26 protein-coding genes are annotated in these 25,524 nt (G+C 75.7%); 8 read left to right on the top strand and 18 right to left on the bottom strand.

Going from position 1 to position 25,524, the window contains the following annotated elements:
* Positions 1-19 precede the first annotated feature (19 nt).
* On the bottom strand, positions 20-748 hold the full coding sequence (locus tag HKK73_RS15895; protein ID WP_171468370.1) for a GntR family transcriptional regulator: 729 nt from the start codon (positions 746-748) through the stop codon (positions 20-22).
* Between the two features lie 92 nt (positions 749-840).
* On the opposite strand from HKK73_RS15895, the gene HKK73_RS15900 reads away from it, so the two are divergent.
* Complete coding sequence (locus HKK73_RS15900) at positions 841-1,611, top strand: SDR family oxidoreductase (protein ID WP_171468371.1); 771 nt, start codon at positions 841-843, stop codon at positions 1,609-1,611.
* Positions 1,608-2,543, top strand: coding sequence for an RNA polymerase sigma factor SigJ (gene sigJ, locus HKK73_RS15905; RefSeq protein WP_171468372.1), 936 nt, complete (start codon positions 1,608-1,610; stop codon positions 2,541-2,543). The genes HKK73_RS15900 and sigJ overlap by 4 nt, the downstream gene beginning before the upstream one ends.
* 19 nt (positions 2,544-2,562) lie before the next feature.
* Here sigJ and HKK73_RS15910 read toward each other — a convergent pair whose 3' ends face one another.
* Positions 2,563-3,303, bottom strand: coding sequence for a DUF2625 family protein (locus tag HKK73_RS15910; protein ID WP_081600369.1), 741 nt, complete (start codon positions 3,301-3,303; stop codon positions 2,563-2,565).
* Positions 3,304-3,517: 214 nt separating this feature from the next.
* On the opposite strand from HKK73_RS15910, the gene HKK73_RS15915 reads away from it, so the two are divergent.
* The gene (locus HKK73_RS15915) at positions 3,518-5,008 is read left to right on the top strand and encodes a DUF4232 domain-containing protein (RefSeq protein ID WP_171468373.1); all 1,491 of its coding nucleotides are present in this window, start codon (positions 3,518-3,520) and stop codon (positions 5,006-5,008) included.
* Between the two features lie 4 nt (positions 5,009-5,012).
* Here HKK73_RS15915 and HKK73_RS15920 read toward each other — a convergent pair whose 3' ends face one another.
* The 5 genes from HKK73_RS15920 to HKK73_RS15940 form a co-directional block, all read right to left on the bottom strand.
* Entirely contained in the window at positions 5,013-7,013 is a 2,001-nt protein-coding gene (locus tag HKK73_RS15920; RefSeq protein ID WP_171468374.1) for a cytochrome c biogenesis protein DipZ, read from the bottom strand.
* Between the two features lie 157 nt (positions 7,014-7,170).
* Positions 7,171-7,872, bottom strand: a complete 702-nt coding sequence (locus HKK73_RS15925) for a fasciclin domain-containing protein (protein ID WP_043654406.1) — start codon at positions 7,870-7,872, stop codon at positions 7,171-7,173.
* Positions 7,873-8,006: 134 nt separating this feature from the next.
* Complete coding sequence (locus HKK73_RS15930; RefSeq protein ID WP_171468375.1) at positions 8,007-8,768, bottom strand: anti-sigma factor domain-containing protein; 762 nt, start codon at positions 8,766-8,768, stop codon at positions 8,007-8,009.
* On the bottom strand, positions 8,761-9,333 hold the full coding sequence (gene sigK / locus HKK73_RS15935; RefSeq protein WP_085951324.1) for an ECF RNA polymerase sigma factor SigK: 573 nt from the start codon (positions 9,331-9,333) through the stop codon (positions 8,761-8,763). The genes HKK73_RS15930 and sigK overlap by 8 nt, the downstream gene beginning before the upstream one ends.
* A gap of 163 nt (positions 9,334-9,496) precedes the next feature.
* On the bottom strand, positions 9,497-10,579 hold the full coding sequence (locus HKK73_RS15940) for a 3-deoxy-7-phosphoheptulonate synthase (protein WP_034652063.1): 1,083 nt from the start codon (positions 10,577-10,579) through the stop codon (positions 9,497-9,499).
* Between the two features lie 385 nt (positions 10,580-10,964).
* Here HKK73_RS15940 and HKK73_RS15945 point away from each other — a divergent pair, with 385 nt between their 5' ends.
* Positions 10,965-11,462, top strand: coding sequence for an NUDIX domain-containing protein (locus tag HKK73_RS15945; protein WP_076404510.1), 498 nt, complete (start codon positions 10,965-10,967; stop codon positions 11,460-11,462).
* On the opposite strand, the gene HKK73_RS15950 is transcribed toward HKK73_RS15945, so the two are convergent.
* Both HKK73_RS15950 and HKK73_RS15955 read right to left on the bottom strand, forming a co-directional pair.
* The gene (locus tag HKK73_RS15950; protein WP_171468376.1) at positions 11,436-13,001 is read right to left on the bottom strand and encodes a PP2C family protein-serine/threonine phosphatase; all 1,566 of its coding nucleotides are present in this window, start codon (positions 12,999-13,001) and stop codon (positions 11,436-11,438) included. The two genes, HKK73_RS15945 and HKK73_RS15950, sit on opposite strands and share 27 nt — an antisense overlap.
* Positions 13,001-13,825 (bottom strand): alpha/beta fold hydrolase, encoded by an 825-nt coding sequence (locus HKK73_RS15955; RefSeq protein WP_171468377.1) that lies wholly within the window; start codon positions 13,823-13,825, stop codon positions 13,001-13,003. Before HKK73_RS15955 ends, HKK73_RS15950 begins: the two co-directional genes overlap by 1 nt.
* 79 nt (positions 13,826-13,904) lie before the next feature.
* Between HKK73_RS15955 and HKK73_RS15960 the strand changes: the two genes are divergently transcribed.
* A complete protein-coding gene (locus HKK73_RS15960) occupies positions 13,905-14,363 on the top strand; it encodes an Rrf2 family transcriptional regulator (RefSeq protein ID WP_034652034.1) in 459 nt (152 codons plus the stop codon).
* 120 nt (positions 14,364-14,483) lie between these two features.
* Positions 14,484-15,413, top strand: a complete 930-nt coding sequence (locus HKK73_RS15965; protein WP_043654400.1) for a sulfite exporter TauE/SafE family protein — start codon at positions 14,484-14,486, stop codon at positions 15,411-15,413.
* An 88-nt stretch (positions 15,414-15,501) separates the two neighbouring features.
* Here the strand turns inward: HKK73_RS15965 and HKK73_RS15970 are convergent, their stop codons facing one another.
* The 6 genes from HKK73_RS15970 to HKK73_RS15995 form a co-directional block, all read right to left on the bottom strand.
* Positions 15,502-16,236, bottom strand: a complete 735-nt coding sequence (locus HKK73_RS15970) for a glutamine amidotransferase (RefSeq protein WP_114552945.1) — start codon at positions 16,234-16,236, stop codon at positions 15,502-15,504.
* Positions 16,237-16,353: 117 nt separating this feature from the next.
* Entirely contained in the window at positions 16,354-17,163 is an 810-nt protein-coding gene (locus tag HKK73_RS15975; protein WP_043654394.1) for an ABC transporter permease, read from the bottom strand.
* On the bottom strand, positions 17,160-18,242 hold the full coding sequence (locus HKK73_RS15980) for an ABC transporter ATP-binding protein (RefSeq protein WP_085388647.1): 1,083 nt from the start codon (positions 18,240-18,242) through the stop codon (positions 17,160-17,162). The genes HKK73_RS15975 and HKK73_RS15980 overlap by 4 nt, the downstream gene beginning before the upstream one ends.
* An 88-nt stretch (positions 18,243-18,330) precedes the next feature.
* A complete protein-coding gene (locus tag HKK73_RS15985) occupies positions 18,331-19,122 on the bottom strand; it encodes a hypothetical protein (RefSeq protein ID WP_085387304.1) in 792 nt (263 codons plus the stop codon).
* Positions 19,119-20,102 carry an ATP-binding cassette domain-containing protein gene (locus HKK73_RS15990; RefSeq protein ID WP_171468378.1) on the bottom strand — a complete coding sequence of 328 codons (984 nt, stop codon included), beginning with the start codon at positions 20,100-20,102 and terminating at the stop codon, positions 19,119-19,121. The genes HKK73_RS15985 and HKK73_RS15990 overlap by 4 nt, the downstream gene beginning before the upstream one ends.
* A 5-nt stretch (positions 20,103-20,107) precedes the next feature.
* Complete coding sequence (locus HKK73_RS15995) at positions 20,108-20,527, bottom strand: GntR family transcriptional regulator (protein ID WP_031316974.1); 420 nt, start codon at positions 20,525-20,527, stop codon at positions 20,108-20,110.
* Between the two features lie 191 nt (positions 20,528-20,718).
* Here HKK73_RS15995 and HKK73_RS16000 point away from each other — a divergent pair, with 191 nt between their 5' ends.
* Both HKK73_RS16000 and HKK73_RS16005 read left to right on the top strand, forming a co-directional pair.
* A complete protein-coding gene (locus tag HKK73_RS16000; RefSeq protein ID WP_171468379.1) occupies positions 20,719-21,411 on the top strand; it encodes a hypothetical protein in 693 nt (230 codons plus the stop codon).
* A gap of 125 nt (positions 21,412-21,536) precedes the next feature.
* A complete protein-coding gene (locus HKK73_RS16005; protein WP_144721957.1) occupies positions 21,537-21,944 on the top strand; it encodes a VOC family protein in 408 nt (135 codons plus the stop codon).
* A 99-nt stretch (positions 21,945-22,043) separates the two neighbouring features.
* On the opposite strand, the gene HKK73_RS16010 is transcribed toward HKK73_RS16005, so the two are convergent.
* From HKK73_RS16010 to HKK73_RS16020, 3 genes are all read right to left on the bottom strand, one after another.
* Positions 22,044-23,162 carry an aspartate-semialdehyde dehydrogenase gene (locus tag HKK73_RS16010; protein ID WP_171468380.1) on the bottom strand — a complete coding sequence of 373 codons (1,119 nt, stop codon included), beginning with the start codon at positions 23,160-23,162 and terminating at the stop codon, positions 22,044-22,046.
* A gap of 23 nt (positions 23,163-23,185) precedes the next feature.
* Positions 23,186-24,523, bottom strand: a complete 1,338-nt coding sequence (locus HKK73_RS16015) for an aspartate kinase (protein WP_043654409.1) — start codon at positions 24,521-24,523, stop codon at positions 23,186-23,188.
* A gap of 138 nt (positions 24,524-24,661) precedes the next feature.
* The gene (locus HKK73_RS16020; protein ID WP_171468381.1) at positions 24,662-25,456 is read right to left on the bottom strand and encodes a formate/nitrite transporter family protein; all 795 of its coding nucleotides are present in this window, start codon (positions 25,454-25,456) and stop codon (positions 24,662-24,664) included.
* Positions 25,457-25,524: the final 68 nt, after the last annotated feature.

The raw sequence follows: 25,524 nt of genomic DNA on the forward strand, positions 1-25,524 counted from the left end.
GTCGTGCGGTGGGCGGTGGTCAGGGGAGGTCGTCGGTCGCCGACCCCGCGCCGCGCAGCGACTGCTCGGCGAGGGCGGCGCTGCGCTCGATGTGGGCGCGCATCGCCGCCTCGGCGGCGGCGGCGTCGCGGCTCGCGATGGCGTCGGCGACGGCGCGGTGCTCGTCGACGTGGTCGGTGGTGCCGACACGGCGGCGCGCGGCGAGCGCGCGGTACCGGTCGACGTGGCCGCGGATCTGGCGCAGGAGCGCCGACCCCCAGCGGTTGTCGGCGAGCGCCTCGATCTCGCCGTGGAACTGGGCGCCGATGCGCAGCACCTCGTCCTCGTGGTCGCGCACCGCGTCCATGAGCGTCACGAGGCGCGCGAGCCGCGCGACGTCGTCGGGCGTGGCGCGCTCGCACGCGTCCCGGGCGAGGAGGCCCTCGAGGCGGGCGCGCACGTCGTAGACGCGCCGCGCGTCGGCGAGGTCGAGCGGCGCGACGCGCACTCCCCCGGTGGGCAGCTCGACGACGAGCGCCTCGGCCTGGAGCAGCCGCAGCGCCTCGCGCACCGGGGTCCGCGAGACGCCGAGCTCGGCGGAGAGCACGGGCTCGGTGAGCCGCGCGTCGGGCGCGAGGGAGCCGTCGATGATGCGGCCGCGCAGCAGGTCGTAGACCGCGCGGGCCCCGGACTGGCGGCGCGCGAGGCCCGCGTCGCCGGGCGCCGAGGACGGCCCGACGGCGGTGCGCAGCTCGGGCGTCGTCGTCACCCGACCATCGTGCCACACGTCCTGCGCACTTGTATACAACTCTCGACGCGGCTGGGATGTCACATCGGCGGGCGCCGCGTCGTCGTCCGGGTATGAGGATCGCTGTGGTGGGTGGGACGGGGACCGTCGGTCGGCACGTCGTGGCAGGGCTGGCCGCGCGCGGCCACGAGGTGCGGGCGCTGAGCAGGCACGCGCGGGAGCATCCCGTCGACCTCACGACGGGCGCAGGGCTCGCGGCGGCGCTCGACGGCGTCGACGTCGTGGTCGACGCGAGCAACACCGCGACGTCGCTGCGGCACGTGCGCGCGGCGGTCGTCGACGGCACGCGGCGCCTGCTCGCCGCCGAGCGCGCCGCGGAGGTGCGGCACCACGTGCTCGTGTCGGTGGTGGGGTGCCACGATGTGCCGATGACCTACTACGCCGCCAAGGTCGCGCAGGAGCGCGAGGTCGCGGACGGGGGCGTGCCGTGGACGGTCGTCGCCGCGACCCAGTTCCACGAGCTCGTCGCCGGGGCGCTCGGGGCCGCGGCGCGCCGGGGCGTCGTGCCGCTGCTGCGCGCGCCGGTCCAGCCGGTCGCTGCCGCCGAGGTCGGCGCCGCCGTCGCCGACGCCGCCGTGCGCGACCCGCTCGGCGGCACCACGACCGTCGCGGGTCCCGAGGTGGTCGACCTGCGGGACGCGGCGCGCGCCTGGCGCGACGTCACCGGCTCGCGCGCCGTCCCCGTCCGGGTGCCCCTCCCCGGCGCGCTCGGTCGCGCGCTGCGCGCCGGCGGCCTCACCGACCCGCACCCCGACGTGCGCGGCACCACGACCTTCCGGGACTGGCTCGCCGCGCAGCGCGCCGAGCGGGCGGCGGCCCGGTGACCGGCCCGGCCGCGGACGACCTCGCGCGCGCGTTCGAGGTCGAGCGCCCCCGCCTCCTGCGGCTCGCGTACACGACGACCGGCTCCTGGTCCGACGCCGAGGACTGCGTCCAGGACGCGTGGCTGCGGCTGCGCACCCAGGACGCGGGCTCGATCCGCAACCTCGCGGCCTGGCTGACGACGACGGTCGGGCGGCTCGCGCTCGACGTGCTCGGGAGCGCGCGGGCGCGCCGCGAGCGCTACGTCGGGACGTGGCTGCCGGAGCCTGTCGTGACGACCCCGGGCGCCGCGTCGCCGGGCGCCGCGGGCGCCGTCGACGCGACGGACCCGGCCGACCGCGTGACGCTCGACGAGGAGGTGAGCATGGCCCTCCTCGTCGTGCTCGAGCGCCTCTCCCCCGCGCAGCGCGTCGCGTTCGTGCTCCACGACGTGTTCGGGCTGCCGTTCGACGAGGTGGGCGACGTCGTCGGGCGCTCGCCCGCCGCCGTCCGCCAGCTCGCGGCGCGAGCCCGCAAGGACGTGGAGGCGGGGCGGCCGCGCGGGACCGCGACGCGCGCCGAGCAGGCGCGCGCCGTCGAGGCGTTCGTCGCGGCCTGCTCGGACGCCGACCTGCCGGCCCTGCTCGCGGTGCTCGACCCCGACGTGGTGCTGCGGGCCGACGGCGGCGGCAAGGTCCGGGCGCTGCGGCACACCGTGCGCGGGGCGGGGACGGCAGGTCCCGTGCTGCTCAGCTACCTGCGCCGGCCGCCCGAGGCCGTGCGCGCGGTCGACGTCAACGGCGCGCCCGGGCTGCTCCTGCGCGACGGGACCGGGGTGCTCACGGTGATCGCGTTCACGGTCGTCGGGGGGCGGGTCGCGGCGCTCGACTTCGTGCGCAACCCCGACAAGCTGAGGACGGTGCGCGCCGACCTCCTCGACGCGGACCCGGCGTGACCCAGGGCGTGACCGGGGCTCAGGGGCGGTAGCCGTCGGTGGGCCAGGCGCCGTAGCCGTCGAGGTGCTCGTCGGCGTCGCGCACGTAGTCGTCGACCGGGGCCATGCGCTCCGCCATCTCGAAGTGCCAGTCCACGAGCTCGCCGAGCGGCACCGGGGTGCGCGACGACCGCGCGACGTCGCGCCCCTCCTCCGACCACAGGGGCGGGTAGACGCTCAGCCCCTCGTCGAGCCGCACGGTGCCGATCTCGTCGTACCAGCCGGGCCAGCGCACGGGCGCGTAGAACTCAGCGGTCCCCCCGCTCACGGACCACTCGAGGAACGCCGCCTGGCCGAACCCGAGGTCGAGCCAGGAGAGCGATCCGGGCGCGAAGTAGTGGACGTTGCCGAGCGGGCCGGGGAGCCCGCCGCCGTTGATCGCGAACGTGCCGCCGAGCACGTCGTACGCGACGACGAGGACGGACGGCGCGACGCTGTCCTCGCCCGGCTCGCCGAGGCCGTTGACGGTCGCGAGGTCCGGCAGCCCGGCCCCGCCCCCGCCGATGATCCGGAGCCAGCCGCCGTCGACGAGGACCCCGCCGGTGTGCAGGGCGAGCGCGCCGAGGGTCGAGCGGACGGTGACCTGGAGCCGGTAGAGGACCTCGAGCGACCAGGCGGGCGCGGGCACGACCTCGACGCCGCCGCGACCCAGCATGCGCGAGAGCGTCGGCCACGCCGGGTCGTCGACCGCAGCGAGCTCCGCAGCCGTCCGCACTGTCATGGCCGGATCATGCCAGATGTTGCCCGTCAGCAGGAGTCCTGGTAAAAGCGCGCGGTCGGTACGCGCCCGGCTCGTCCGGCGATGCGCCGAAAAGACCGCTTCCCCCGCGCGTCGCCCCGGGTAGGCCCTGGCACGGTGAAGACGCCGGGCGGACCCTGGGGAGGACGTCGGCGCGCCACCCCGCGCGGTGGCGGCGACCGGTACGGTCACGGCCGTGGACGACGACGGCACACCCTCCCCCGAGCCCGCCACCGACCCCGGCACCGGGACGGCCCCGCCACGGGCACGACGGCGCGGCCCCCTCGTCGCGGTGGCCGCCGCGGGCGTGGGCGGCGTCCTCGCGGTGGTCGCCGCCGTCGTCGGGCCGGCGGCGCTGCGCACCGCGGCCGAGCAGCCCGCCCCGGCCACCTCGTCGGTCGGCCCGACGACCCCCGCTCCCGGTGCGACGCCCGCGCCAGCCTCTCCCGAGAGCGACCGCGAGGCCGTCGCGGCACGGCTGCGGGCGCTGCCCGGCGTCGCGGCCGTGGAGGCCCTGGGGACCGCGGGCGAGTCCGCGCGCGTCACGCTGGTCACCCCGCTGCCGACGCCTGAGGAGGCGCAGCGCACCGCCGACGACGCGAGCGCGATCGTCGCCGCCGTGCCCGGCGGTGGTGCCTGGTCGCTCCGCGTCGAGGGCACGGGCGCGGGCGGCGCGACGTTCGCCGTCGCGCACGGCCCGGGCGCGGACACCGACCGCGGCATCGACCCGGCCACCGGGGAGCCCCGCCCCGAGCTCCTCGGGGCCGACGCCGTGGCCGACGCCGTGCGCCTCGTCGCCCACGACCCCGTGCGCCGCGTGTTCCTGTCGCCGGGGTCCGCGTCGGTCGACGTCGGCACGGCCGACGACCTCGTCGGCGTCGCCGCGCTCGTCCGTGCCGAGGGCCGGGGGCTGACGAGCCTCGGCGTCGAGGGCTCCGGCGTCGGCACCTACGACGGCGACGGGCTCACCGTCCCCGACGACGCCCTGCTCACGCTCCTGGCCGACGTCGCCGCGGAACCCGGCGTGACGCAGGTCGTGCACGAAGCCGCCCGCGACACGTTCCCGCAGGACCCCCTGCTCACGGTGATCACCTCGGGCGACGCCGCCGTGGTCGCGCGCACGCTCGACGGCGCGGCCTACCCCGGCCCCGTGCTCGCGTACCAGGTCCACGGCTCGACCGACGGCGGTGCGTCCGCGACGCGCTCCGGGTTCGTCGCGGGAGCCGCCGCACCGACGACCGGGACGCGCCCCGCGGGCGCGTGCGCGCCCGGCGACCTCACGCTCGGAGCCCTCGGGTTCGACGCCGCGGCGGGGCGCCGGTTCCTCACCGTCACGGCCCGCAACGACGGCACCGCGGAGTGCGTCCTCGCGGGCGCGCCCGCGGTCCGCTTCGTCGCCGACGACGGCTCGGAGACGGACGTGCTCCTCGAGCCGGACGACGACGGCCTCGCCCTGATCACCCTCGCGCCGGGCGCCACCGCCTGGGCCGCGCTCTCGTGGCGCGGCGGGTCGACGGCGGACGACCCGCCGCTCGTCACGACGCTGCTCGTGGCCCCGCACCCGGGAGACCCCGAGTCGGTCGTCGGGCTCGCGGGGATCCCCGGCGTCGGGGACGGCCTCGACCTGCTCGGCGGCGGGTCCGCGACGATCGGGTCGTGGACGCCCGCGCGGGAGCTCGCGAGCTGACGCGTCACCCGAACGTCGCGGTGAACACCTGGACGCCGGGCGGGACGTCGAGCTCGACGATCCCCTCCGTCGGGCCGTCGCCCTCCAGGACGCGGTAGAGCGTCGGGCTGCCGGACACGTCGATCTCGCGGGTCGTGGTCCGCCCGTCCGTCGTGACACGGGCCCTGACGGTGCCCTCGCCGCCGAGCACCGTGAACACGTCGGTCGAGCGGTACGCGAGGCGCACGCGCGCGTCGTCGGACACGGCGGTCGCGCCCTGGAAGTCGACGTCCCACGTGCCGCCGAGCGAGAACGTGTCCTGCCGCTGGTCGTCGGCGAGCGTGAAGTCCTGCTGCCCCGCGGCGTAGCGCGGCTCGCCCGCGTAGTTGACGACGCGCTTGATGGAGAAGTACGTCTCGGGCGTCGTCTCGTCCTGCGGGGTGGTGTCGCCGACGGCGGTGGGCTCGGGCAGCTCCACGCCCGGGTTCGCGTCCTCGAGGAGCTCGCGCACCAGGCGTTCGGTGTCCTCGTACCCGCCCTCCCCGAAGCGGATGTGGCGCACGGTCCCGTCGGCGTCGACGAGGTACTGCGCGGGCCAGTAGCGGTTCCGGTAGGCCGTCCAGGTCGCGTACGCGTTGTCCTGGGCCACGGGGTAGGTGACGCCGAGGCCCTGCGCACCCGCGACGACGTTGCGCGTCTCGCGCTCGAACGCGAACTCGGGCGTGTGCACCCCGACGACCTCGAACCCCGCGCCGACGTCGCGGTACCGGTCGTACCAGGCGTTGACGTGCGGGATCGCGCGCTGGCAGTTGATGCAGGAGTAGGTCCAGAAGTCCACGAGCACGACCTTGCCGCGCAGCCCCTCGAGCGTCAGCGCCTCGCCGCCCGGGGTGTTGAGCCACGTGTCGATGCCGCGCAGCTCCGGGGCGGTGCCGCAGTCCTCCAGCACGGGCGCGCCGTTCGAGCAGTTCGACAGCTCGCGGTTCTCGTCGGTGACGAGCCCGCCGAGGTCGAGCGCCTCGCGCACGGCGTCGTTCTCGTCGACCCGCTGCTGGAGCGCGCCCGTGTAGTCAGGCAGGGCGCGCTGGAGGGCGGCGGGGAGGTTGAGCGCGAGCGCGCCCGCGAGCGCGATCATCACGACGCCGCCCGTGACGCGGATGCCGCGCGTGTGCCGCTGGAACCCGCGGACCCGCTCCGCGACGCGGCGCCCCGCGAGCGCGAAGACCAGGAGCGGGATCGCCGCCCCGACCGCGAACGACACCGTGAGGGCGACGGTGCCCGGGCCGATGTTCCCCGTGGCCCCGGCGACGGTGATCGCCGCGAGGACGGGACCGGCGCACGGCACGTACAGCACGCCGAGGCCGAGGCCGAGCACGAACGCCCCGCGGTCCTGGCGGGCAGCGCCGCGCCGTGCCCCGAGCGCCGCGACGCGCCGGAACGGCCGCTCCAGGACCTCCTCGACGCGCGGCACGATCATCCCGACGCCGATCGCGACGAGGAGGACGATGCCCGCCCAGCGCAGCAGGTCCTGCGGGAGCCCGAGCGCGGTCAGCAGGAGGGAGCCGAGGAGAGTGAAGACGCTGAAGCTGAGGACCAGGCCCGCGATGACGAGGTAGGGGCGCCACGAGCGGCGCGCGGCCCGCCGCGACGCGCGGCGCCCGGGCCCGCCGTCGGCCGGGGTAGTGGGCTCCGCGTCCCCCGTCGACAGGTCGAGGGCGAGCGTCCCGCCGCGCGTCGGCCGCGCCGCGACCTCGCGCGCCCCGGTCTCCTGCGCGGCGACCGGGCCACCCCGGCCACGCAGCGCCCCGGCCGGGCGACCGCCGACGCGGACGGCGTCCGGGACGCCCGCGAACAACCCCGGGGAGACGCCGCCCGACCCGGTCTCCGCGGTGCCCGACGGCGCCTCCCCCGTGCGCGCGCCCTGCACGCCGCCCGCGAAGAAGATGACGGGCAGCATGGGCAGGATGCACGGCGAGATCCCCGTGATGAGTCCGCCGAGCAGGCCGATGACGATGAGCGTCTCCATGCCCGGGGTTCGGACCGGCGGCCCTCGCGGATGGGTCCGCCACGCGCCGAGCGCACGTCGCCGGGCGCACGACGACGGCCCCGACCGTCCGGTCGGGGCCGTCGGGACCCGCTCTCGCGGGCCCACCGCGCGCCCGCTTCTGGACGCGCCGGGAGGGTCACATGGTCGGCATGAGCACCGAGTCGACGAGGTACACGGTCGCGTTCTGCGTCATCACGCCACCGCACACGACGGCCGCGTCGTTGACCATGAGCTCGTCGCCCGAGCCGGTCACCTCGACCGTGCCGCCCTCGACGGTCTCGTGCTCGCCGACGACCTGGTCGGGCGTGAGCTGGCCGGGCACCACGTGGTACGTGAGGATCTTCGTCAGCGTGTCGGAGTCCGTCTTCAGCGAGTCGAGCGTCGCGGCGTCGATCTTCGCGAACGCGTCGTCGACGGGGGCGAACACGGTGAACTCGCCGCCGTTGAGCGTGTCGACGAGGTCGACGTCCGGGTTGAGCTCACCCGAGACGGCCGCGGTGAGCGTCGTGAGCAGCGGGTTGTTCGACGCCGCCACGGCGACGGGGTCGGTCGACATGCCCGTGATCGACCCGGCGCCGTCGGGCACCTGCTCCGCGTAGGCGGCACAGCCGGGGCCCACGAGGTTCGCGGCGGGGTCGGCCGCCATGTCGTCCGAGCCCTCGGTCGAGTCGTCGGTCATGTCGTCGGACGTCGAGTCGTCCGTCATGGTGTCGGACTGGGAGTCGGTCGTCGTCGAGTCGGACCCCGTGTCCGAGTCCGAGCTGCACGCGGACAGGCCGAGCACGGCGAGCGTGGCGATGCCGGCGACGGCGTACGACGTGCGGGTGCGAACGTTCATCGGTCTCTCCTCGGGTCGTCGCCCCGCCGGTGCGGGGCGTCATGCCGAGGGTTCGGAGCGCTGGCCCGGGTGGATGGGTCGGGATCGGCACGAGTTTTTCCCGCGCGCGTCCCGACCCCTCCGGGCCGCGGCGCTCAGCCGACGAGCGCGACCACCGGGTCCGTCGTGGGCTGCTCCGAGCCGCCCGCCGGCTCGACCGTCACCGCCATGCCGACGCCCGGCTCGCCCTGGACGAGCCGGGACGTGCTGCCGTCCTGGACGTCGAGGACGCCCGCCGAGACGACGGCGCCGTCGGGCTCGACCACCCAGAGCTGGTAGTCCCGGTCGTCGCCCGTGTCGGGCAGGTCGGACGCGCGGAAGTACATGTCGTCGCCCGCCGCGAGGACGGACGCCTGCCCGCCGCCCGCCACGTCGCCGTGCAGGATCGTCGCGTCGGGGTCGGCGAGCATGCGCTCGATCGCGTCCGCCCGCGCCTCCAGGCGGGACTGCTCCTGCGTCGCGCGGACCGCGACCGTCGTCGGGACGGCCACCGCGACCACCGCGGCCACCGCCGCCGCGAGCCCGGTCCAGCGCCGTCGACGGGCGCGCCGCGCGGCCGCGAGGTCGACGACGACGCCCCCCGTGCTCTCCCCGGCGGGCGGTACCGTGGCCGCGGCCACCCGGGCCAGCACGGCGTCGCGCAGCGCGGGCGGCGGGTCGCTCTCGACCGCGAACGCCGCCACGACGTCGCGGTACTCGTCGAGCTCGCGCCGCGCGTCGGGGTCGGCCGCGAGCAGGCGCTCGACGGCGCGCCGCTCGACGTCGTCCACCGCGTCGAGCGCGTAGGCGGGGAGCAGGTCGCGGACGTCCGGACGGTCGTGCGCGCCGTCGCCGCGGGGCGTGGTCGGGTCAGCCACGACGCACCCCCAGGCAGTCGCGGAGCCGCAGGAGCCCGTCCCGGATGCGGGACTTCACGGTCGGCAGCGCGGCGTCGAGCCGCTCGGCGACCTCCCGGTAGGTGAGCCCGCCGTAGTACGCCTGCACGACCGCCTCCCGCTGCGTCGCCGTGAGCGAGTCCAGGCACCGCCGCACGGCCGCGCCCTCGAGACGTCGCTCGACGTCCTCCACCACCACGTCCCGCGGTGCCGCGGCCGTCGAGGCGTCCACGTCGCGCTGGTCGCGGTCACGGCGCGCCTGCTCGGCCCGCACGCGGTCCACCGCGCGCCGCCGGGCGAGCGTGGCGACCCAGGTTCGCGCCGAGCCGCGGGTCGCGTCGTAGCGCGCCGCCGTCTGCCACACCTCCACCATCACCTCCTGCACGACCTCCGCCGCGTGGTCCGGGTCCCGCAGGACCCCCAGGCACGTGCCGTACGCGACCGGCGCGAGCGCGTCGTAGACGGGCGCGAACGCGGCGGGGTCGCCGCCGGCGCACGCCGCGAGGGCGGCGTCGACCGCCGGGTTCGTCGTCACGGGAGGTGGCACCCGGTCAGTGTGCAGCACGGGCGCCTCCCGCACGCGCTGCGGCGCGTCGACCACGGCTCTCGGCACCCGACCTCCCGTCGCCAGCGCCGTCCCGGTCGGTCCGGGACACCCTGGGTTCGGCGCCGACGCGCGGACGGATGGGTCCTCGTCCCGCGGGCACCGCTCAGAGCGCGCGCCGGGCGCGGACCGCCGCCGCGAGCTCCTGGAGGAGGTCGGCCGTCGTGTCCCAGTCGATGCACGCGTCCGTGACGGATTGCCCGTAGACGAGGCCGCTCGGCGCGGGCTTCTGCGCACCCGCCACGAGGAAGCTCTCCATCATGAGGCCCGTGATGCCCTGCTCGCCCTCGGCCAGCCGCGCGGAGACCTCGCGCACGACCTCCGCCTGGCGCACGTGGCTCTTGCCGGAGTTGCCGTGCGACGCGTCGACGACGAGCCCGTGCTCCGTGACCCCGCCGCGGCCCGAGGTGCGCGCGACCGCGAGCGCCGCAGCGACGTCGTCGGCCCCGTAGTTGGGGCCCGAGCGCCCGCCGCGCAGGATGACGTGGCAGTCGGGGTTGCCCGCGGTCTCCACGGCGGCGGCCCGGCCGAGCGAGTCCATGCCGAAGAACGTGTGCTCGCTCGCCGCGGTGATGCAGCCGTCGACCGCGATCTGCACGTCGCCGTCGGTCGCGTTCTTGAACCCGACGGGCATGGACAGACCCGAGGCGAGCTGGCGGTGCACCTGCGACTCGGCGTTGCGCGCGCCGATCGCGCCCCACGACACCGCGTCGGCGATGTACTGCGGGCTCGTCGGCTCGAGGAACTCGCACGCGGCCGGGACGCCGGCGTCGAGGACGCCGAGCAGCACCTCGCGCGCGAGCCGCAGGCCGTGGTGCACGTCGTGCGAGCCGTCGAGGTGCGGGTCGTTGATGAGGCCCTTCCAGCCCACGGTCGTGCGCGGCTTCTCGAAGTAGACGCGCATGACGACCATGAGGTCGTCCGCGAGCTCGTGCGCGACGGCGGCCAGGCGCCCCGCGTACTCGAGCGCGGCCTCGGGGTCGTGCACCGAGCAGGGGCCGACGATGACGAGGAGGCGGTCGTCGTCGCCCGCGAGCACGTCACGGACCTCGCGGCGCGACGTCGTCACGAGGTCGCTGCGCGTCGCGCCGAGGGGCAGGTCGGCGAGCATGGCGCGCGGCGCGGGGAGGGCGTCGAGCGCGCGGACCCGCAGGTCGCTCGTGCGGGCCTGGAGCTCGGGGCTGTCCACGGGGTCGACGGTACTCGTCGCACCGTCGGTCGTCGCGGTCTCGGGCGAGGTGGTCGTGCTGGTCACGGGGGGCTCCTGGTCTGTGCGGCGGGGTCTGGGGAACGCCGTGAGTCGGGATGCCCAGCGGCGCTCCACCGGCCTGCTGCCGCCCGTGGTCCCGGAGCGGCCCGTCTCACGACGAAGGGCCCGGACGCGGTCCGCGTCCAAGGCCCTGTGCTGGCTCCGGGTGGTGATCTGTGGTCAGGCTGACGCCCGCACGGCCCCACCGGGAGCCTGCGTAAAGCGCCAATACCACTGAGAAGTCACGAGCCGACGGTAGCACAGCGCCTCCGAGGGGCGGACGGCCCGTCTCACGGGCCGGTCGGGCAGCGCCTACGCTCGGGGCATGCCGATCCCCGAGTTCGTCGCCGCCCTCCGGTCCCACGTCGGGACCGACCTGCTGTGGATGCCGGGGGTGTCGGGCGTCGTCGTGGACGACGCCGGCCGGGTGCTGCTCGGGCAGCGCGCCGACTCCGGCCAGTGGGCCGTGATCAGCGGGATCCTCGAGCCGGGCGAGGACCCGGCGGTCGGGCTCGCGCGCGAGGTGCTCGAGGAGACGGGCGTCGAGGTCGTGGTGGACGCGCTCGTCGCGGTGACGGTCACGGAGCCGATGGAGTACCCCAACGGCGACCGGTCGCAGTACCTCGACCTGGCGTTCCTGTGCCGCCCGGCGTCGCCGGCGGCCGCCGCGGCGGCGCACGTCGCGGACGACGAGTCCCTCGCCGTCGCGTGGTTCGCCCCGGACGCCCTGCCCGACGACGTCGCGCGCTCGTCGACCGAGCGCCTCGGCCACGCCCTCGCGCGGCTCGCCGACCCCTCAGCCGGCCCGTTCTTCGTCCGCTGACGCGGCGGCTGGAGCGTCGGGCACCGCCCGTCCGTCCCCGGCGGGGCCGAGCCAGCGCACCGCGAGCAGGCACGCGTCGTCGTCCTCCGGCGCGCGCGAGACGACGGCCTCCAGCAGCCGCTCGTCGCGCAGCCCCGCGCCGAGCGCGCGCGTGACGACGTCCGCGAGCTCGTCGAGCGCGAGCGCGAGCGGCCGGTCGCGGCGCTCGACCACGCCGTCCGTGAAGAGCAGCAGGAGGTCGCCCGGGGCGAGCCGCACGGCCTTCGCGACGCGCGGCGTCGTGCCCCGCACGCCCAGCGGCGTCGACCGCGCCTCCCACAGGTACGCGGCCGAGCCGCCCGCGCGCACGAGCAGGGGCGGCAGGTGGCCCGCGCACGTGTAGCGCAGCACCCCGGCCCGCAGGTCGAGCTCCCCGTAGACGAGGCTCGCCATGAAGCCCGTGCCCGTCCGGTCGACGAAGCGGTCGACGCGCTCGACCACCTCCTCGGGCGGCAGCCCCGTGTCGGACGCCGCCCGGACGGCGGTGCGCAGCTGCCCCATCGACGTCGCCGCCTTGAGCCCGCGGCCGACGACGTCCCCCACGCTGAGCGCGACGACGTCGGGCGCGACCCGGAAGGTGTCGTACCAGTCGCCGCCGACCTGGAGGTCGTGGACGCCCGGGCGGTAGCACGCCGAGACCTCGACCTGCGGGTCGGCGACGATCCCGTCCGAGAGCATCGCGCCCTGGAGCTCGCTCGCGACCGAGACGCTCTGCTCGTGGACCCGCGCGCGCGAGAGCGCGAGCGCCGCGAGCTGGCCCGCGGCGGCGGCGGTGCCCAGGTCGACGGGGTCGGAACCCGCGGCGCGACGTGGTTCGAGCGCGAGCACGCCGAGCAGCGCGCCCGCGGTGCGCAGCGGCACGACGACCGTCCCGTCGTCCCGCACGGTCGCCTCGGTGAGCTCGTCGATCGACGGCGCCAGGACGCCGACGGCGCCGCCCCACCGCCGCAACGGGCCGCGCTCCTGCGCCGTCCACAGCGCGGCGTCGCCCGCGCCCAGCATCGTGACGGCCGCGCGGAGCAGGACCCACGCGACGCCGTCGAGACCGGCGACGCTCGCGAGGTCGGCCGCGACGCCGTGCAGCAGCCGCACCCGGCGCTCCGCCTCCTCCGCCGCGCGGCGCGCCTCGACGAGCTCGTGCTCGAACCGCGACCGCTCGCGCGCGCCGAGCATCGCGACCTCGATCAGCCGCTCGCCGCGCGCCTCGCGCTCGATCGCCGTGAGCAGCACGGGCTCGCGGCCCCCGGGCGTGCGGAGCTCGACCGCGACCTCGTCGACGCGGCCCTCGATGTGCAGGCGCGGGCCGACGTGCGTCTCCCAGAAGATGCGCCCACCGACCGTGAGCAGGTCCGCCAGCCGGCGGCCCGCGACCGCCTCGACGTCCGGGACCTCGATCGTCCGGAGGAACTCGTCGTTGGCGTCGAGGACGCGCGCCTCGGCGTCGAGGAGGAGCAGCGCGACGGGGGCGAGCGCCCAGCGCTCGGCCCGGGACATCGCCATCAGGCGGCGCCCAGCCAGTCGCGCATCGCGCGCACGAGCAGCGCGGGGTGCGAGAGGTTCGGGCAGTGCCCCACCGAGTCGATGACGACGAGGTCGCTGCCGGGCAGGTGCTCGTGCACGTAGCGCCCGACCTCGGGCGGCGCGATGACGTCCTCCCGGCTCTGCACCACGAGGCTCCGCGTGCGCACGCGCGCCAGGTCGGCCCGGTTGTCGCCGAGGAACGTCGCCCGCGCGAACTGGCGCGCGATCGCGGGGTCGTTGCGCCGGAACACCGCAGCGAGCTCGTCGCCGAGCGCCGGGCGGTCCGGGTTCCCGGCGATCACGGGCGCCATGACCTGCGTCCAGCCGAGGTAGTTCGCGTCCATCGTCTCCAGGAGCTCGTCGATCTCCTCGGCCGTGAACCCGCCGCGGTAGCCGTCGTCGTCGACGTACCGCGGGCTCGGGCCCACGAGCACCAGCCGGTCGAACAGGTCCGGGCGGTCGGCCGCCGCGAGCAGCGCGATCACGGCGCTCACCGAGTGGCCCACGAGCACCACGGGCCCGCGCCCGTCCCCGTGCTCGTCTCCCTGCCCCACGGCCTCGACGATCTCCACGACGTCCGCGGCGTAGCCCGCGAGGTCGGCGTGCCGGACGGCGTCGTGCGCGGTCGGGTGCGACGCCCCGCACCCCGAGTGGTCGAACAGCACGACCCGGTGGTCCGTCGCGAAAGCGGGCGCGACGAAGCGCCACATCGACTGGTCGCAGCCGAAACCGTGCGCGAAGACCATCGTCGGGCCGTCCTGCGCCCCCATGACCCGCACGTTGTTGCGCTCGTGCACGTCCACGCGTCACAGCGTAGGGGGGAAGGGGTCGCGAGGGGCAGCGGCGCCCCGGGGTGAGACCCGCGCACGGCACAATGTCCTCATGCGTGTCTCGGCGAAGGCGGACTATGCGGTGCGGGCGTGCGCCGAGCTCGCGGCGTCGCCGCACGGCGACCCGGTGCGGGCGGAGGACCTCGCGACGGGTCAGGGCCTCCCGGTGAGCTTCCTCGAACGGATCCTCGGCGACCTGCGCCGGGCCGGGATCGTCGCGAGCGTCCGCGGGCGCTCCGGCGGCCACCGCCTCGCGCGCCCGGCGTCCGAGGTGACGCTCGCCGACGTCTTCCGCGCGGTCGACGGCCCCCTCGTCACGGTCCGCGACGAGCGCCCCCCGAGCCTCGAGTACGACGGCTCCGCGGCGGGCCTGCTCGAGGTGTGGATCGCCCTGCGCGCGAGCGTCCGCGACGTGCTGGACCGCGTGACGATCGACGACGTCGTGCGCCGCGACCTGCCCGACGACGTGCACGCGCTCGCGGCCCGCGCCGACGCGTGGGAGAACCCCTGACGGGACGCTCCCGTTAACACTGGCCCACGATGCGGTCGGCGCTTCACATAGTGGACCCGTCCGGTCAACCTTGTCAGGACACGTCGGGACCCTCCCGACGGCCCGAGCAAGGAGGCCCCGGTGCGGACCCTCGTCCTGCTGGCCCTCGTGGGCCTCGGTGCCCAGCTCGTCGACGGCAGCCTCGGCATGGCGTACGGCGTGACGTCCACGACGCTCCTGCTCGCGATCGGGACCAACCCCGCGGCGGCGTCGGCGACGATCCACCTCGCGGAGATCGGGACGACGCTCGCGTCCGGCGCGGCGCACTGGCGGTTCGGGAACGTCGACTGGAAGGTCGTGCTGCGCATCGGCGTGCCGGGCGCGCTCGGGGCGTTCGCGGGCGCGACGTTCCTCGCGAACCTGTCGACCGAGGTCGCCGCCCCCGTCATGTCGCTGCTGCTCCTCGCGCTCGGCGTCTACGTGCTCTCACGCTTCACGTTCGCCGGGCTGCCGACGGGTCGCCTCGGGCTGCCGCTGCGCAAGCGGTTCCTCGCGCCGCTCGGCCTCGTGGCCGGCTTCGTCGACGCCACGGGCGGCGGCGGCTGGGGCCCGGTGGGCACGCCCGCCCTGCTCGCGTCGGGCCGGATCGAGCCCCGCAAGGTCATCGGGTCCGTCGACACGAGCGAGTTCCTCGTCGCGGTCGCCGCGTCGCTCGGGTTCCTCTGGTCGCTCGGCTCGCAGGGGATCGACCTGACGTGGGTCGTGGCGCTCCTCCTCGGCGGGCTCGTCGCCGCGCCGATCGCGGCGTGGCTCGTGCGGATGCTCCCGCCCCGGATCCTCGGCTCGGCCGTGGGCGGCGTCATCGTGCTCACCAACGTCCGCACGCTGCTGCGCTCCGACTGGGTGGACGCGAGCAGCGCGGTCCAGGGCGTCGTGCTGGCGCTCGTCGCGGTCGTCTGGGCCGCGGCCGTCGTCTGGTCGGTGCGGGCGCACCGCCGCGCCGTAGCGGCGGAGGCAGCGGCCGACCCGACACCCGCCGACACCCCCCACCCGGCCCCGGCCACCCGCTGACCCGCTCCGCCGAGCAGGCGGTTGTGGTCCGTCCTGGCGGCAGGACGGACCACAACCGCCTGTTCGACCTCCGGGGGACGGCTCGATCTCAGTCGGTCGCGTAGCGGTGGACGAAAGTTGCGAGGATGCGGTGGGGCTCCCGGACGTCGCCGCGCCGGACGGCCGCCTCGACGTCGCCCGCGGCCTCGGGCGGGAAGTAGCCGTAGTCCCGGTAGACGCCGATGCGCGTGAGGATGCCCTCCAGGTCGAGCTCCGGGTGGAACTGCGTCGCGTAGAGGTTCTCCTTGACGCGGAACATCTGCACCGGGCACGCGTCCGACGTCGCGAGCAGCACCGCGTGCGGCGGCAGCTCCCGCACCGCCTCCTTGTGGCCCACGTACGCCTCGAACGCGTCGGGCAGGCCCGCGAGCAGCGGGTCGGCCCGGCCCTCCGGGGTGAGCCGGATCGTCACGGGCGAGATGGGCTCGGCGTACGTGTCGTCCAGCACCGCGCCCTCGTGCAGGCCAAGGGTCCCGACGCCGTAGCACGCCCCGAGGAAGGGGACGTCGCGCTCGACGATCTCGTCCAGGAGCGGCGCGAGCTCGCGCTCGACCCGGCGCTGCGTCGCCGACTTCTCCGCCTCGGGCCGCGACGAGTCGAACGGGCTGCCGCCGACGATCACCCCCGAGTACGCGTCGAGGTCGATCGCCGGCAGCGGGCCCGCCTCCATCCGCACGCGGTGCAGCTCGTGCGGCGCGAGGCCGGAGTGACGCAGCACCGCCGCGTGCTCGCCGTCCGCGGCCGGGTCCTCCGCCCGGGACGCCAGCAGCAGGAAGGGCTTCATGCCGGTCAGGCTAGGGGCGCTCCGGCGGCCACGCCCGCGGGGCCGGGCCGCCACCCGGACGAGGCCGAGCGGTGGCGCGGACGGGGCCGAGGGCCCGGCTCCGCGGTCGGTCCCGCCTCAGCTCCAGCGGAAGAGCCGGATGCCGAGCGGCAGGAGCACGGCCGTCCACACGACCATGACGACCACCTGCACCGTGGGGAAGCCCTCCTCGAACCACCCCGCCGTCATCGCCTGCGACGCGGCGCCGAGCGGCGTGAACCTGCCGACCTGCGCCACGGCCTCCGGCATCATCGGCCCCGGCGTCCACAGCCCGGAGAGGAACAGGAGCGGGAAGTAGATCAGCGTCCCGATCGCGGACGCCGTGCTCGCCTTGGGTGCGCGCGCCGCGACGAGGGTGCCGAGCGCGTACATCGACGCGACGCCGAGGACGAACGCCAGCACGACCGTCGCCGCGTTCTGCGGCGCCGGCAGGCCGAACACGAGCTGCCCGACGACGAGCGCGACGGCCGACGCGACCACGACGGCCACGAGGTTGATGACGAGGTGCGCGACGACGATCCCCTGCGGGCGCATGGGCGTCGTCGACAGCCGCCGCAGCAGGCCCTTCTCGCGGAACGTGGCGAAGTAGACCGGCATGGTCGTCAGGGCCGGGGTCGCGATCGCGGCGGCGAGCACCACGGGCGCGTAGAGCGCGACGGGCGTGAGCCCGCCCCACGGCGGGGGCGCGTCCTCGATCGGCACGCGCATCCCGGGGATGGCGAACCCGACCCCGACGAGCAGGACGGTCGGGAACACGAGCGCGAAGAACACCGTCCCCGGGTCGCGCAGCCAGAGCCGCGCCTCCGTGGCGAGCAGGACGCCGAACCCGCGCCAGCCGCTGCTGCGGCGGACGGGCACGGCGGACGGGGTCAGGGTCGTGGCGGTCATCGGGACTCCCCTCGGGTCGGCCGGGCGTCGGTCGCGTCCGAGACGTCGGTCGCGTCCGGGTCGTAGGTGCGGCCGGTCACGGCCACGAAGACGTCCTCGAGCGTGCGGGAGACGGTCCGGACGTCGTCGGGCACGACCTCCTGCTCGGCGAGCGCGAGCACGACGGCGGGCAGCACCCGCCGGGAGCCCGTGACCTCGATCTCGCGCCCGCCGCTCGGCGACGCCTCGACGCGCTCGACGTCCGCGAGCCCCGCGATCGTGTGCAGCGCGAGGTCGTGGTCCGCGGGCGGCACGCGCAGGCGCACGGTGCGCGACGTGTCGACGGAGTCGACGAGCTCCGCGGGCGTGCCCTGCGCGACGACCCGGCCGCGGTCGATGATGACGAGCCGGTCGCACAGGCGCTCCGCCTCGTCCATGAAGTGCGTGACGAGCAGGATCGTCACGCCGCGGTCGCGCACGCGCTCGACGAGCTCCCACGTCGCGCGGCGGGCCGCCGGGTCCAGCCCGGTGGTCAGCTCGTCGAGGATCGCGACGCGCGGGTTCCCCACGAGCGCGAGCGCGATCGACAGGCGCTGCTTCTGCCCGCCCGAGAGCTTGGCGAACGCGACGCGCCGGTGCGCGGCGAGGTCGAGCAGGTCGAGGAGCTCCTCCACGTCGCCGGGCGACGCGTAGAACGACGCGAAGAGCCGCATCGCCTCCTCGACCGTGATCTTCTCGTTGAGCGCGGCCTCCTGGAGCTGGACGCCGACGACGTCGCGCACCGCGGCGGGGTCGGCCTGCGGGTCGACGCCGAGCACGCGCACCGTGCCGCCGTCGGCCTGGCGCAGCCCGGCGAGGCACTCGACGGTCGTCGTCTTGCCGGCCCCGTTGGGCCCGAGGATGCCGAAGATCTCGCCCTGCCGGACGGTGAGGCTCACGTCCTCGACCGCGACGGTGCGCGTGCCGGAACCCTGCGGTCCCGGGTACGTCTTGCGCAGGTTCCGGATCTCGACGACCGGGGCGGGCCCGGCCGTGCGGCCGGTGGGCGGGGCGGGCGACGTCGCCGTCGTGCCGCCCGGGGGCGGTGCTGCGGTGCTCATGGTGACCTCCAGGAGGGTGTGCGGCACCCACGGACGGCGCCGTGCGCCGCCCGGACGGGTGGGGATGCGGTCGGGAGGGTGCTGCCGGTCAGGCGCTCGCGGTGCCCGCGAACTCGACCGGACGGATCGCGACGCCCCGCAGGACGACGCGCAGGAGCAGTGCGGCGAGCACGACCCCGGCGAGCCCGCCGAGCACGGCGAGCCAGACGGGGGTGCCGTCGAGACCGACGACGCGCGAGAGCGCGTGGCCGAAGAACCCGGAGCGGAGGAACACCTCGCTCACCACGACGGTCGCGAGCGACGCGACGACGAGGAGCACGCCGCGCAGGAACCCGAAGCCGTAGAAGCCCGCGGCGACGACCATGCCCGCGAGGTAGTAGACGACGCAGAACGTGCCCTCGACGAGGATCATGAGCCCGACCTCGGACCCGTCCGCGTAGAGCTGCGTGAGGTCCTGCTCCGTCGGCCAGCCGGCCCGGCGGAACAGCGCCCACTCCGCCCACCGCACGAGCGCGGTCGCGATCCCGAACGTGAGCCCGGAGACGGCGGCGCCGATCCACAGCCCGTGCGTGTACGACCGCCGCGTGCCGCCGGCGGCGACGTGCAGCGCGATCGACATGAGCGGCAGGAGGATGCCCATGACGAAGAGGAAGAACTTTGCCGAGCCCGCGACGCCGCCCACGCCCTCGATGCTCACGTCGTCGTTGCGCAGCATGATCCACAGGACGAGGGCCCCGATGGCGAGCGCGATGAGCCAGAACCACACGCCGACGTACCAGGTACCGCCGATGAAGTACCAGGCGACGGCGCGGACGCCGCGCCGGTGGGCGGCCTTCTCGAGCGCGCGGCGCTCCGCGGCGCGCGGGGTCGTGGCGGTCATCGTGCCTCCTGCGTGCGGGTGCGGGCGAGCGCGCCGTCCTCGGTGCGGTCGTTGCGCGTGAGGTGGACGAACAGGTCCTGGACGGGCACCGCCCCGACCTCGAGCCCGGCCGCGGCGGCCGCGGCCCGCTCGTCGGGGGCGAACGCGCCGAAGAGGGTGACCTGGGCCGTGCTGCCCAGCCGCTGCCGGGCGAGCACCTCCCGGCCCGCGGTGTGGCGCTCGACCACGTCCGCCGGCCCGGTGAGGCTGACGCCGCGCGCGCGGACGTCGTCGGCGTTCTCGGCGAGCAGGACCCGCCCGCGGTCGATGATCACGACGTCCTCGAAGAGCCGCTCGACCTCGGCGATCAGGTGGCTCGAGAGCAGGATCGTGCGCGGGTGCTCGGCGTAGTCCGCGACGAGCGCGTCGTAGAACGCGTAGCGGCTCGGGGCGTCCATGCCGAGGTAGACCTCGTCGAAGATCGTCAGGGGCGCGCGGGCGGCGAGCCCGACGACCGCGCCGAGCGCCGAGCGCTTGCCGCGCGAGAGCTCGTTCGGCTTCTTGCGGACGTCCACCTCGAACGTGTCGAGGAGGCGCCCGGCGAGGTCGGCGTCCCAGTGCGGGCGCACGTCGGCGTAGTACTCGAGCGTGTCGCGCGCCTTGTCGGACTCCCCCACGTCGCCGCTCTCGCGCACGAGCTGGGTGTGCATCGTCGCCCAGACGTTCTCGAACGGGTCCTCGAGCTCGCCGTCCAGGCCGACGCGGACCGTGCCCGACGTCGGGCGCCGGAACGCGGCGAGCAGGGCGGCGAGCGTCGTCTTGCCGGCGCCGTTGCGGCCCAGGAGGCCGGTGATGACGCCGGGCCGGATCGTCAGGGTCGCGCCGTCGAGCGCGGGGTCGTCGCCGCGGGAGTACCGCACGACGACGTCGCGCACCTCGGCGCCGAAGGGCGCGGTCGGGGCGGGGTGGTCGGTGGGGTGGCTGGTGGGCCGGGCGGTCACGGGTCTCACCTCGGGGTGGGGTCGGTGTCGGGGCCGGTACGGGGTGCGTCGCCGGTCCCGGGACCGGCGGGCCGCGGGCGGCCGAGGACGTGCTCGACGATCTCGGCGGCCGGGATGTCCAGGAGGTCCGCCTGCGCCAGCGCGGGGTCGAGGACCTCGTCGAAGAACCGCGCGCGGTGCTCGGCGAGCAGCCGCTCGCGCGCGCCGGGTGCGACGAACATGCCGAGCCCGCGCCGCTTGTAGAGGACGCCCTCGTCGACGAGGCCGGCGAACGCCTTGGCTGCCGTCGCCGGGTTGATCCGGAACGTCGTCGCGAACTGCGTCGTGGACATGACCTGCTCCTCCTCCGCGAGCTCCCCCGCGAGCACCTGCGCACGGATCATCTGCGCGATCTGGAGGTAGATGGGTTCAGGTCCGTCGAACATGGGGCCCATCCTCTCCCGCCTCGCGCGTTCTGTGGTTCATTACTTGAGTAATGAACCACAGATGGACCACCGGGCGCAACCCCTCGTCCGGACGCACGGCGACCGACGCCGGGCGGAACGATGGGGGACGTCAGTGGCAGGGCCGGTGCCGGTCGGGCCCGTCCGGCGGGCCGCGAGGCGGAGGAGGCGGGGTGGGCGGAGCGTGCGAGCTCGCGGGCGGGACGCCCTGGGCCGAGCCGCTGAGCACGTGGACGAGCCTCGCGTTCGTCCTGGCCGGCGCTGCCGTCGTGGTGGCGGCGCGGCGTCTTGGACCCGGGACGCGCCCGGCCCCGGACGTGGCCGACGCCGTGGGTGCGGCGTCGCGCCTCCGCGTGGCCTTCGGGGTGCTGGTCGTCCTCATCGGGGTGGGCTCCGTCGTGCAGCACGGCCCGTCGCCGTCGTGGAACCCCGTCGCGCACGACCCGCCGCTGCTCGGGGCCCTCGCGCTCGTCGCAGCCGACGCCCTCGCGGACCTCACCGGGCGTCGCCTGCGGACGTGGTGGTGGCTCGCGCCGACCCTGCTCGGGGTCGTGCTCGCGGCGGTCTCGGTGCCGGCGTCCACCGCCGCCCAGGTGGTCGCGGCGTGCGTCGCCGTGGCTGCGAGCGCCGCGCGCGCGTGGCGACGGCCCGCCGTCCGACGCCGCACGGTCGCCGCGCTCGTGCTGCTCGCCGTCGGCGGCACGGTGGGAACCCTGACCCGCCCGGGCTGGCCGCTGTGCGACGCGGACGGCGCGCTCGGCCTCGCGCTCCCGGGGCACGCCGTCTGGCACGTGCTCGCCGCCACGGCGCTGTGGTTGCTCGCACCGACGCTCGGGACCCGCCCCGCGCCCGCACGCTCGCCCTGACCCGCTCCCTTCACCCGGCCCGGGCGGTACCCACGGCGGGCGGGCGGTGGGACGCTGGGAGGATCCGGCGTCCGCGGCGGGCCCCGCCCTCCGGCCGCCGGCGGTCCCGAAGGAGTGAGGCAACGATGGTCACCATCAGGCGCGGGTTCTCCAGCTTCTCGGCGGACGACCTCGACGCGGCGCGCGCGTTCTACGGGGACACCCTCGGGCTCCCCGTCACGGCACTCGACGGCGGGAACGGTCTGGTGCTCCACCTCGGCGGCGGCTCGGACGTGTTCGTCTACCCGAAGGAGGACCATCGGCCGGCCGCCTTCACGGTCATGCACCTCACCGTCGACGACGTGGACCAGGTCGTCGACGAGCTCACCGCGAAGGGCGTGACGTTCGAGCGCTACGACGGGTTCGACCAGGACGAGAAGGGGATCGCGCGCGGCTTCATGGAGGGCGGCGACGGCGCCTGGTTCACCGACCCGGCCGGCAACATCGTGGGCCTCGCGGACGGGGACGACATGGCCCGGCTCGTCGAGGGCTGAGCGCACCCCGCTGACACCCCCGGCTCGCGAGGTAGAGCCCTGGTCACGACCAGGGCTCTACCTCGGCGGACCAGGGCTCTACCTCGCGGGACCGGGGCTCTACCTCGCGAGGGCGGGGGCGAACGCGGCGCGGACGCCGTCGAGGTCCTGCGCGACGAGCTCGGCGAGCTGCACCGCGTTGAGCGCGGCGCCCTTGCGGAGGTTGTCGTTCGAGACGAACAGCACGAGGCCGCGTCCGCCGGGGACGGACTGGTCGGTGCGGACGCGACCGACGAACGACGGGTCCTTGCCCGCCGCCTCGAGCGGGTTCGGCACGTCCGCGAGCGCGACGCCGGGGGCGGCGGCGAGGATCTCGCGCGCCCGGTCGGGCGTGATCGCGGCGCCGAACTCGGCGTGGATCGCGAGCGAGTGCCCGGTGAACACGGGGACGCGCACGCAGGTCCCGGCGACGGCGAGCTCGGGCAGCCCGAGGATCTTGCGGGACTCGTTGCGGAGCTTCTTCTCCTCGTCCGTCTCCTCCTGCCCGTCGTCGACGATCGACCCGGCGAGCGGGACGACGTTGAACGCGACGTTGCGCGGGAAGACGGTGGGCTCAGGGAAGGCGACCGCGCCGCCGTCGTGCACGAGCCCGACGAGCCCGGCACCCGTGCCCTCGGCCGCCGCGCCCGCGACGGCCTGGGCGCGCAGCTCCTCCGCGCCGGCGAGCCCGGCCCCGGAGACGGCCTGGTACGTCGCGACGACCAGGCGCTCCAGCCCGGCCTCGTCCGCGAGCGGCTTGAGGACGGGCATCGCGGCCATCGTCGTGCAGTTGGGGTTGGCGATGATGCCCTTGCGCGCCTCGCGCAGCGCGCCCGGGTTCACCTCCGAGACGACGAGCGGGACGTCGGGGTCCATGCGCCACGCGGAGGAGTTGTCGATGACGACGGCGCCCGCGGCGGCGAACCGCTCGGCCTGCGCCTTCGACGTCGCGCCGCCCGCGGAGAAGAGCGCGACGTCGATCCCGCGCAGGTCCTCGGTCGAGGTCGCGGCGACGTCCTCCACGACGACGTCGGTCCCGCGCCACGGGAGCGTCGACCCGGCGGAGCGCGCCGACGCGAAGTAGCGGACGCTCGCGACGGGCAGGTCGCGCTCCTCGAGGAGGCGGCGCATGACCGCGCCGACCTGGCCGGTCGCGCCGACGACGGCGAGGTGTAGACCGGGGGTGCTCTGGGTGCTCATGGTGGGTCCTCTCCTGCGTCGGGTCAGCGGCCGGTGCCGGCGTAGACGACGGCCTCGCCGTCGGCGGCGTCGAGCTCGAAGGCGGTGTGCACGGCGCGCACCGCGTCGTCGAGCGAGTCCTCGCGCGTGACGACGGAGATGCGGATCTCCGAGGTGGAGATCATCTCGATGTTGATGCCCGCGTCGCGCAGCGCGCCGAACAGCTTCGCGGAGACGCCGGGGTGCGACTTCATGCCCGCGCCGACGAGCGAGAGCTTGCCGATCTGGTCGTCGAACTGGAGCGAGTCGAACCCGATCTCGGCCTGCAGCGCCGAGAGGGCGGACATCGCGGCCGGGCCGTCGCCCTCGGGCAGGGAGAACGAGATGTCGGTGAGGCCCGTGCGGGCCGCCGACACGTTCTGCACGATCATGTCGATGTTCACGCCCGAGCCCGCGACGACCTCGAAGATCCGCGCGGCCGTGCCCGGGACGTCGGGCACGCCGACGACGGTGATCTTGGCCTCGCTGCGGTCGTGCGCGACGCCGGAGATGATCGGGTCTTCCATGACGGTCTCCTCGGGAAGGTCTGCGGTGCTGCCGGCGGTGCCGGCCGGGGAGGCGGCGCTCGCGCCGGGGCGCGCGGTGTACGCGTCCGCGCTGACGAAGGTGCCGTCCTTGCCGCTGAAGGACGAGCGCACGTGGATGGGGACGCCGTACCGGCGGCCGTACTCGACGCAGCGCAGCGCGAGGACCTTCGCGCCGCTCGCCGCCATCTCGAGCATCTCCTCGTACGTGATGCGGTCGATCTTGCGCGCGGACGGCACGATGCGCGGGTCGGCCGTGAACACGCCGTCCACGTCGGTGTAGATCTCGCACACGTCGGCGTCGAGACCTGCCGCGAGCGCGACGGCGGTCGTGTCCGACCCGCCGCGCCCGAGCGTCGTCACGTCGTTCGTCGACTGCGTCACGCCCTGGAACCCCGCGACGATCGCGACCTGGCCGCGGTCGAGGGTCTCGCGCACGCGCGTCGGGACGACGTCGACGATGCGCGCCTTGCCGTGCACCGCGTCGGTGATGAGACCGGCCTGCTGCCCGGTGAACGACTTCGCCTTCACGCCGAGGCTCGTGATCGCCATCGCGAGCAGCGACATCGAGATGCGCTCGCCCGCGGTGAGGAGGATGTCCATCTCGCGCTGCGGAGGGAGGGGGCTGACCTGCTGGGCGAGGTCGATGAGCTCGTCGGTCGTGTCGCCCATCGCCGAGACCACGACGACGACGTCGTTCCCGGCCCGCTTCGCCTCGGCGATGCGCTTGGCCACCCGCTTGATGCTCTCGGCGTCCGAGACGGACGAACCGCCGTACTTCTGCACGACAAGTGCCACGTGCTGCTCCATCTGTCGCCGGCCTCCGTCTCTCTCAACGGCCCGCCGGGTGCTTGTGGGTCGGTCGATGATAGGCACGCGTCCCACGCCCCGGCCAAGCCCGTCCCGCCCTGCGGACCGTGACGACCGACGCCGGGGTCACACCTCCGGCAGCACGCGCGCCCGCGGACCGGCCACGACGACGTACGCCAGCCCGACGACGACGGCCCCGCCGACGAGGTTGCCGAGGCCCACCCAGGTGAGGTTGCGGCCGAAGTCGGCCCACGTCGTCGGGCCGAGGTCGCCGAAGAGCCCGAGGGAGAACGTCGTCATGTTGGCGACGACGTGCTCGAACCCGGACGCGATGAACGCGAGGATCCCCCAGAACAGGATGACCGCCTTGCCCGCCTCCGAGCGCAGGCGCCCGCAGGCCCAGATCGCGGCGCACACGAGGACGTTGCACAGCACGCCGCGGAAGAACAGCTCTCCCCCGGTCTCGTGCGCCTTGGCCCGCAGCATCGAGGCGACCATCTCGCCCGCGGCCGCGTTCGAGCGCAGCACCCCCGCCTGCGTGACGGCCCAGGCGAAGAGCATCGACCCGGCCAGGTTGCCGACGAGGCACAGGCCCAGCGTGGCGACGGCGTCGCGCACCCGGACGGCGCGCGTGGCGACGCCCTGGGTGAGGACCATCATCGCGGACGTGGCGAGCTCGGCCCCGGCGAAGACGACGAGGGTGAGGGCCGCGGCGAACACGCCGCCGGCGACGAGCCGCTCGCCCGGCGCCCCGCCGGCGAGGAACGGGCCCGCCGTCGCGACCATGAGCACGACGCCGACGCCGATGTACGCGCCCGCGAGCATCGCCGCGACGAGGTAGCGCCCGGGGCGTCTGGCGAGGAGCACCTTCTCCCGGGCCGCCTCCGACTGGGTGGTCACCGCCTGGGCGAGGGTCTGCACGCCCTCGATCCTCGCGGCCCGAGCGGGCTCCCGGACAGGGCCGGTGGTCGCGACGGAGCGGGACCGAA

It is taken from the genome of Cellulosimicrobium sp. 72-3, assembly GCF_013127315.1.
In the GTDB taxonomy this organism is placed as follows: Bacteria; Actinomycetota; Actinomycetes; order Actinomycetales; family Cellulomonadaceae; genus Cellulosimicrobium; species Cellulosimicrobium funkei.

Coding starts and splice junctions, on each gene's coding strand:
- HKK73_RS15925 (WP_043654406.1), bottom strand. CDS start 7,872: ATGAACGTTCGCACCCGCACGTCGTACGCCGTCGCCGGCATCGCCACG.
- HKK73_RS15900 (WP_171468371.1), top strand. CDS start 841: ATGAGGATCGCTGTGGTGGGTGGGACGGGGACCGTCGGTCGGCACGTC.
- HKK73_RS15970 (WP_114552945.1), bottom strand. CDS start 16,236: ATGAAGCCCTTCCTGCTGCTGGCGTCCCGGGCGGAGGACCCGGCCGCG.
- HKK73_RS15975 (WP_043654394.1), bottom strand. CDS start 17,163: ATGACCGCCACGACCCTGACCCCGTCCGCCGTGCCCGTCCGCCGCAGC.
- HKK73_RS15920 (WP_171468374.1), bottom strand. CDS start 7,013: ATGGAGACGCTCATCGTCATCGGCCTGCTCGGCGGACTCATCACGGGG.
- HKK73_RS15995 (WP_031316974.1), bottom strand. CDS start 20,527: ATGTTCGACGGACCTGAACCCATCTACCTCCAGATCGCGCAGATGATC.
- HKK73_RS15910 (WP_081600369.1), bottom strand. CDS start 3,303: ATGACAGTGCGGACGGCTGCGGAGCTCGCTGCGGTCGACGACCCGGCG.
- HKK73_RS16010 (WP_171468380.1), bottom strand. CDS start 23,162: ATGAGCACCCAGAGCACCCCCGGTCTACACCTCGCCGTCGTCGGCGCG.
- HKK73_RS15950 (WP_171468376.1), bottom strand. CDS start 13,001: ATGGCGATGTCCCGGGCCGAGCGCTGGGCGCTCGCCCCCGTCGCGCTG.
- HKK73_RS15945 (WP_076404510.1), top strand. CDS start 10,965: ATGCCGATCCCCGAGTTCGTCGCCGCCCTCCGGTCCCACGTCGGGACC.
- HKK73_RS15985 (WP_085387304.1), bottom strand. CDS start 19,122: ATGACCGCCACGACCCCGCGCGCCGCGGAGCGCCGCGCGCTCGAGAAG.
- HKK73_RS15980 (WP_085388647.1), bottom strand. CDS start 18,242: ATGAGCACCGCAGCACCGCCCCCGGGCGGCACGACGGCGACGTCGCCC.
- HKK73_RS16005 (WP_144721957.1), top strand. CDS start 21,537: ATGGTCACCATCAGGCGCGGGTTCTCCAGCTTCTCGGCGGACGACCTC.
- HKK73_RS15960 (WP_034652034.1), top strand. CDS start 13,905: ATGCGTGTCTCGGCGAAGGCGGACTATGCGGTGCGGGCGTGCGCCGAG.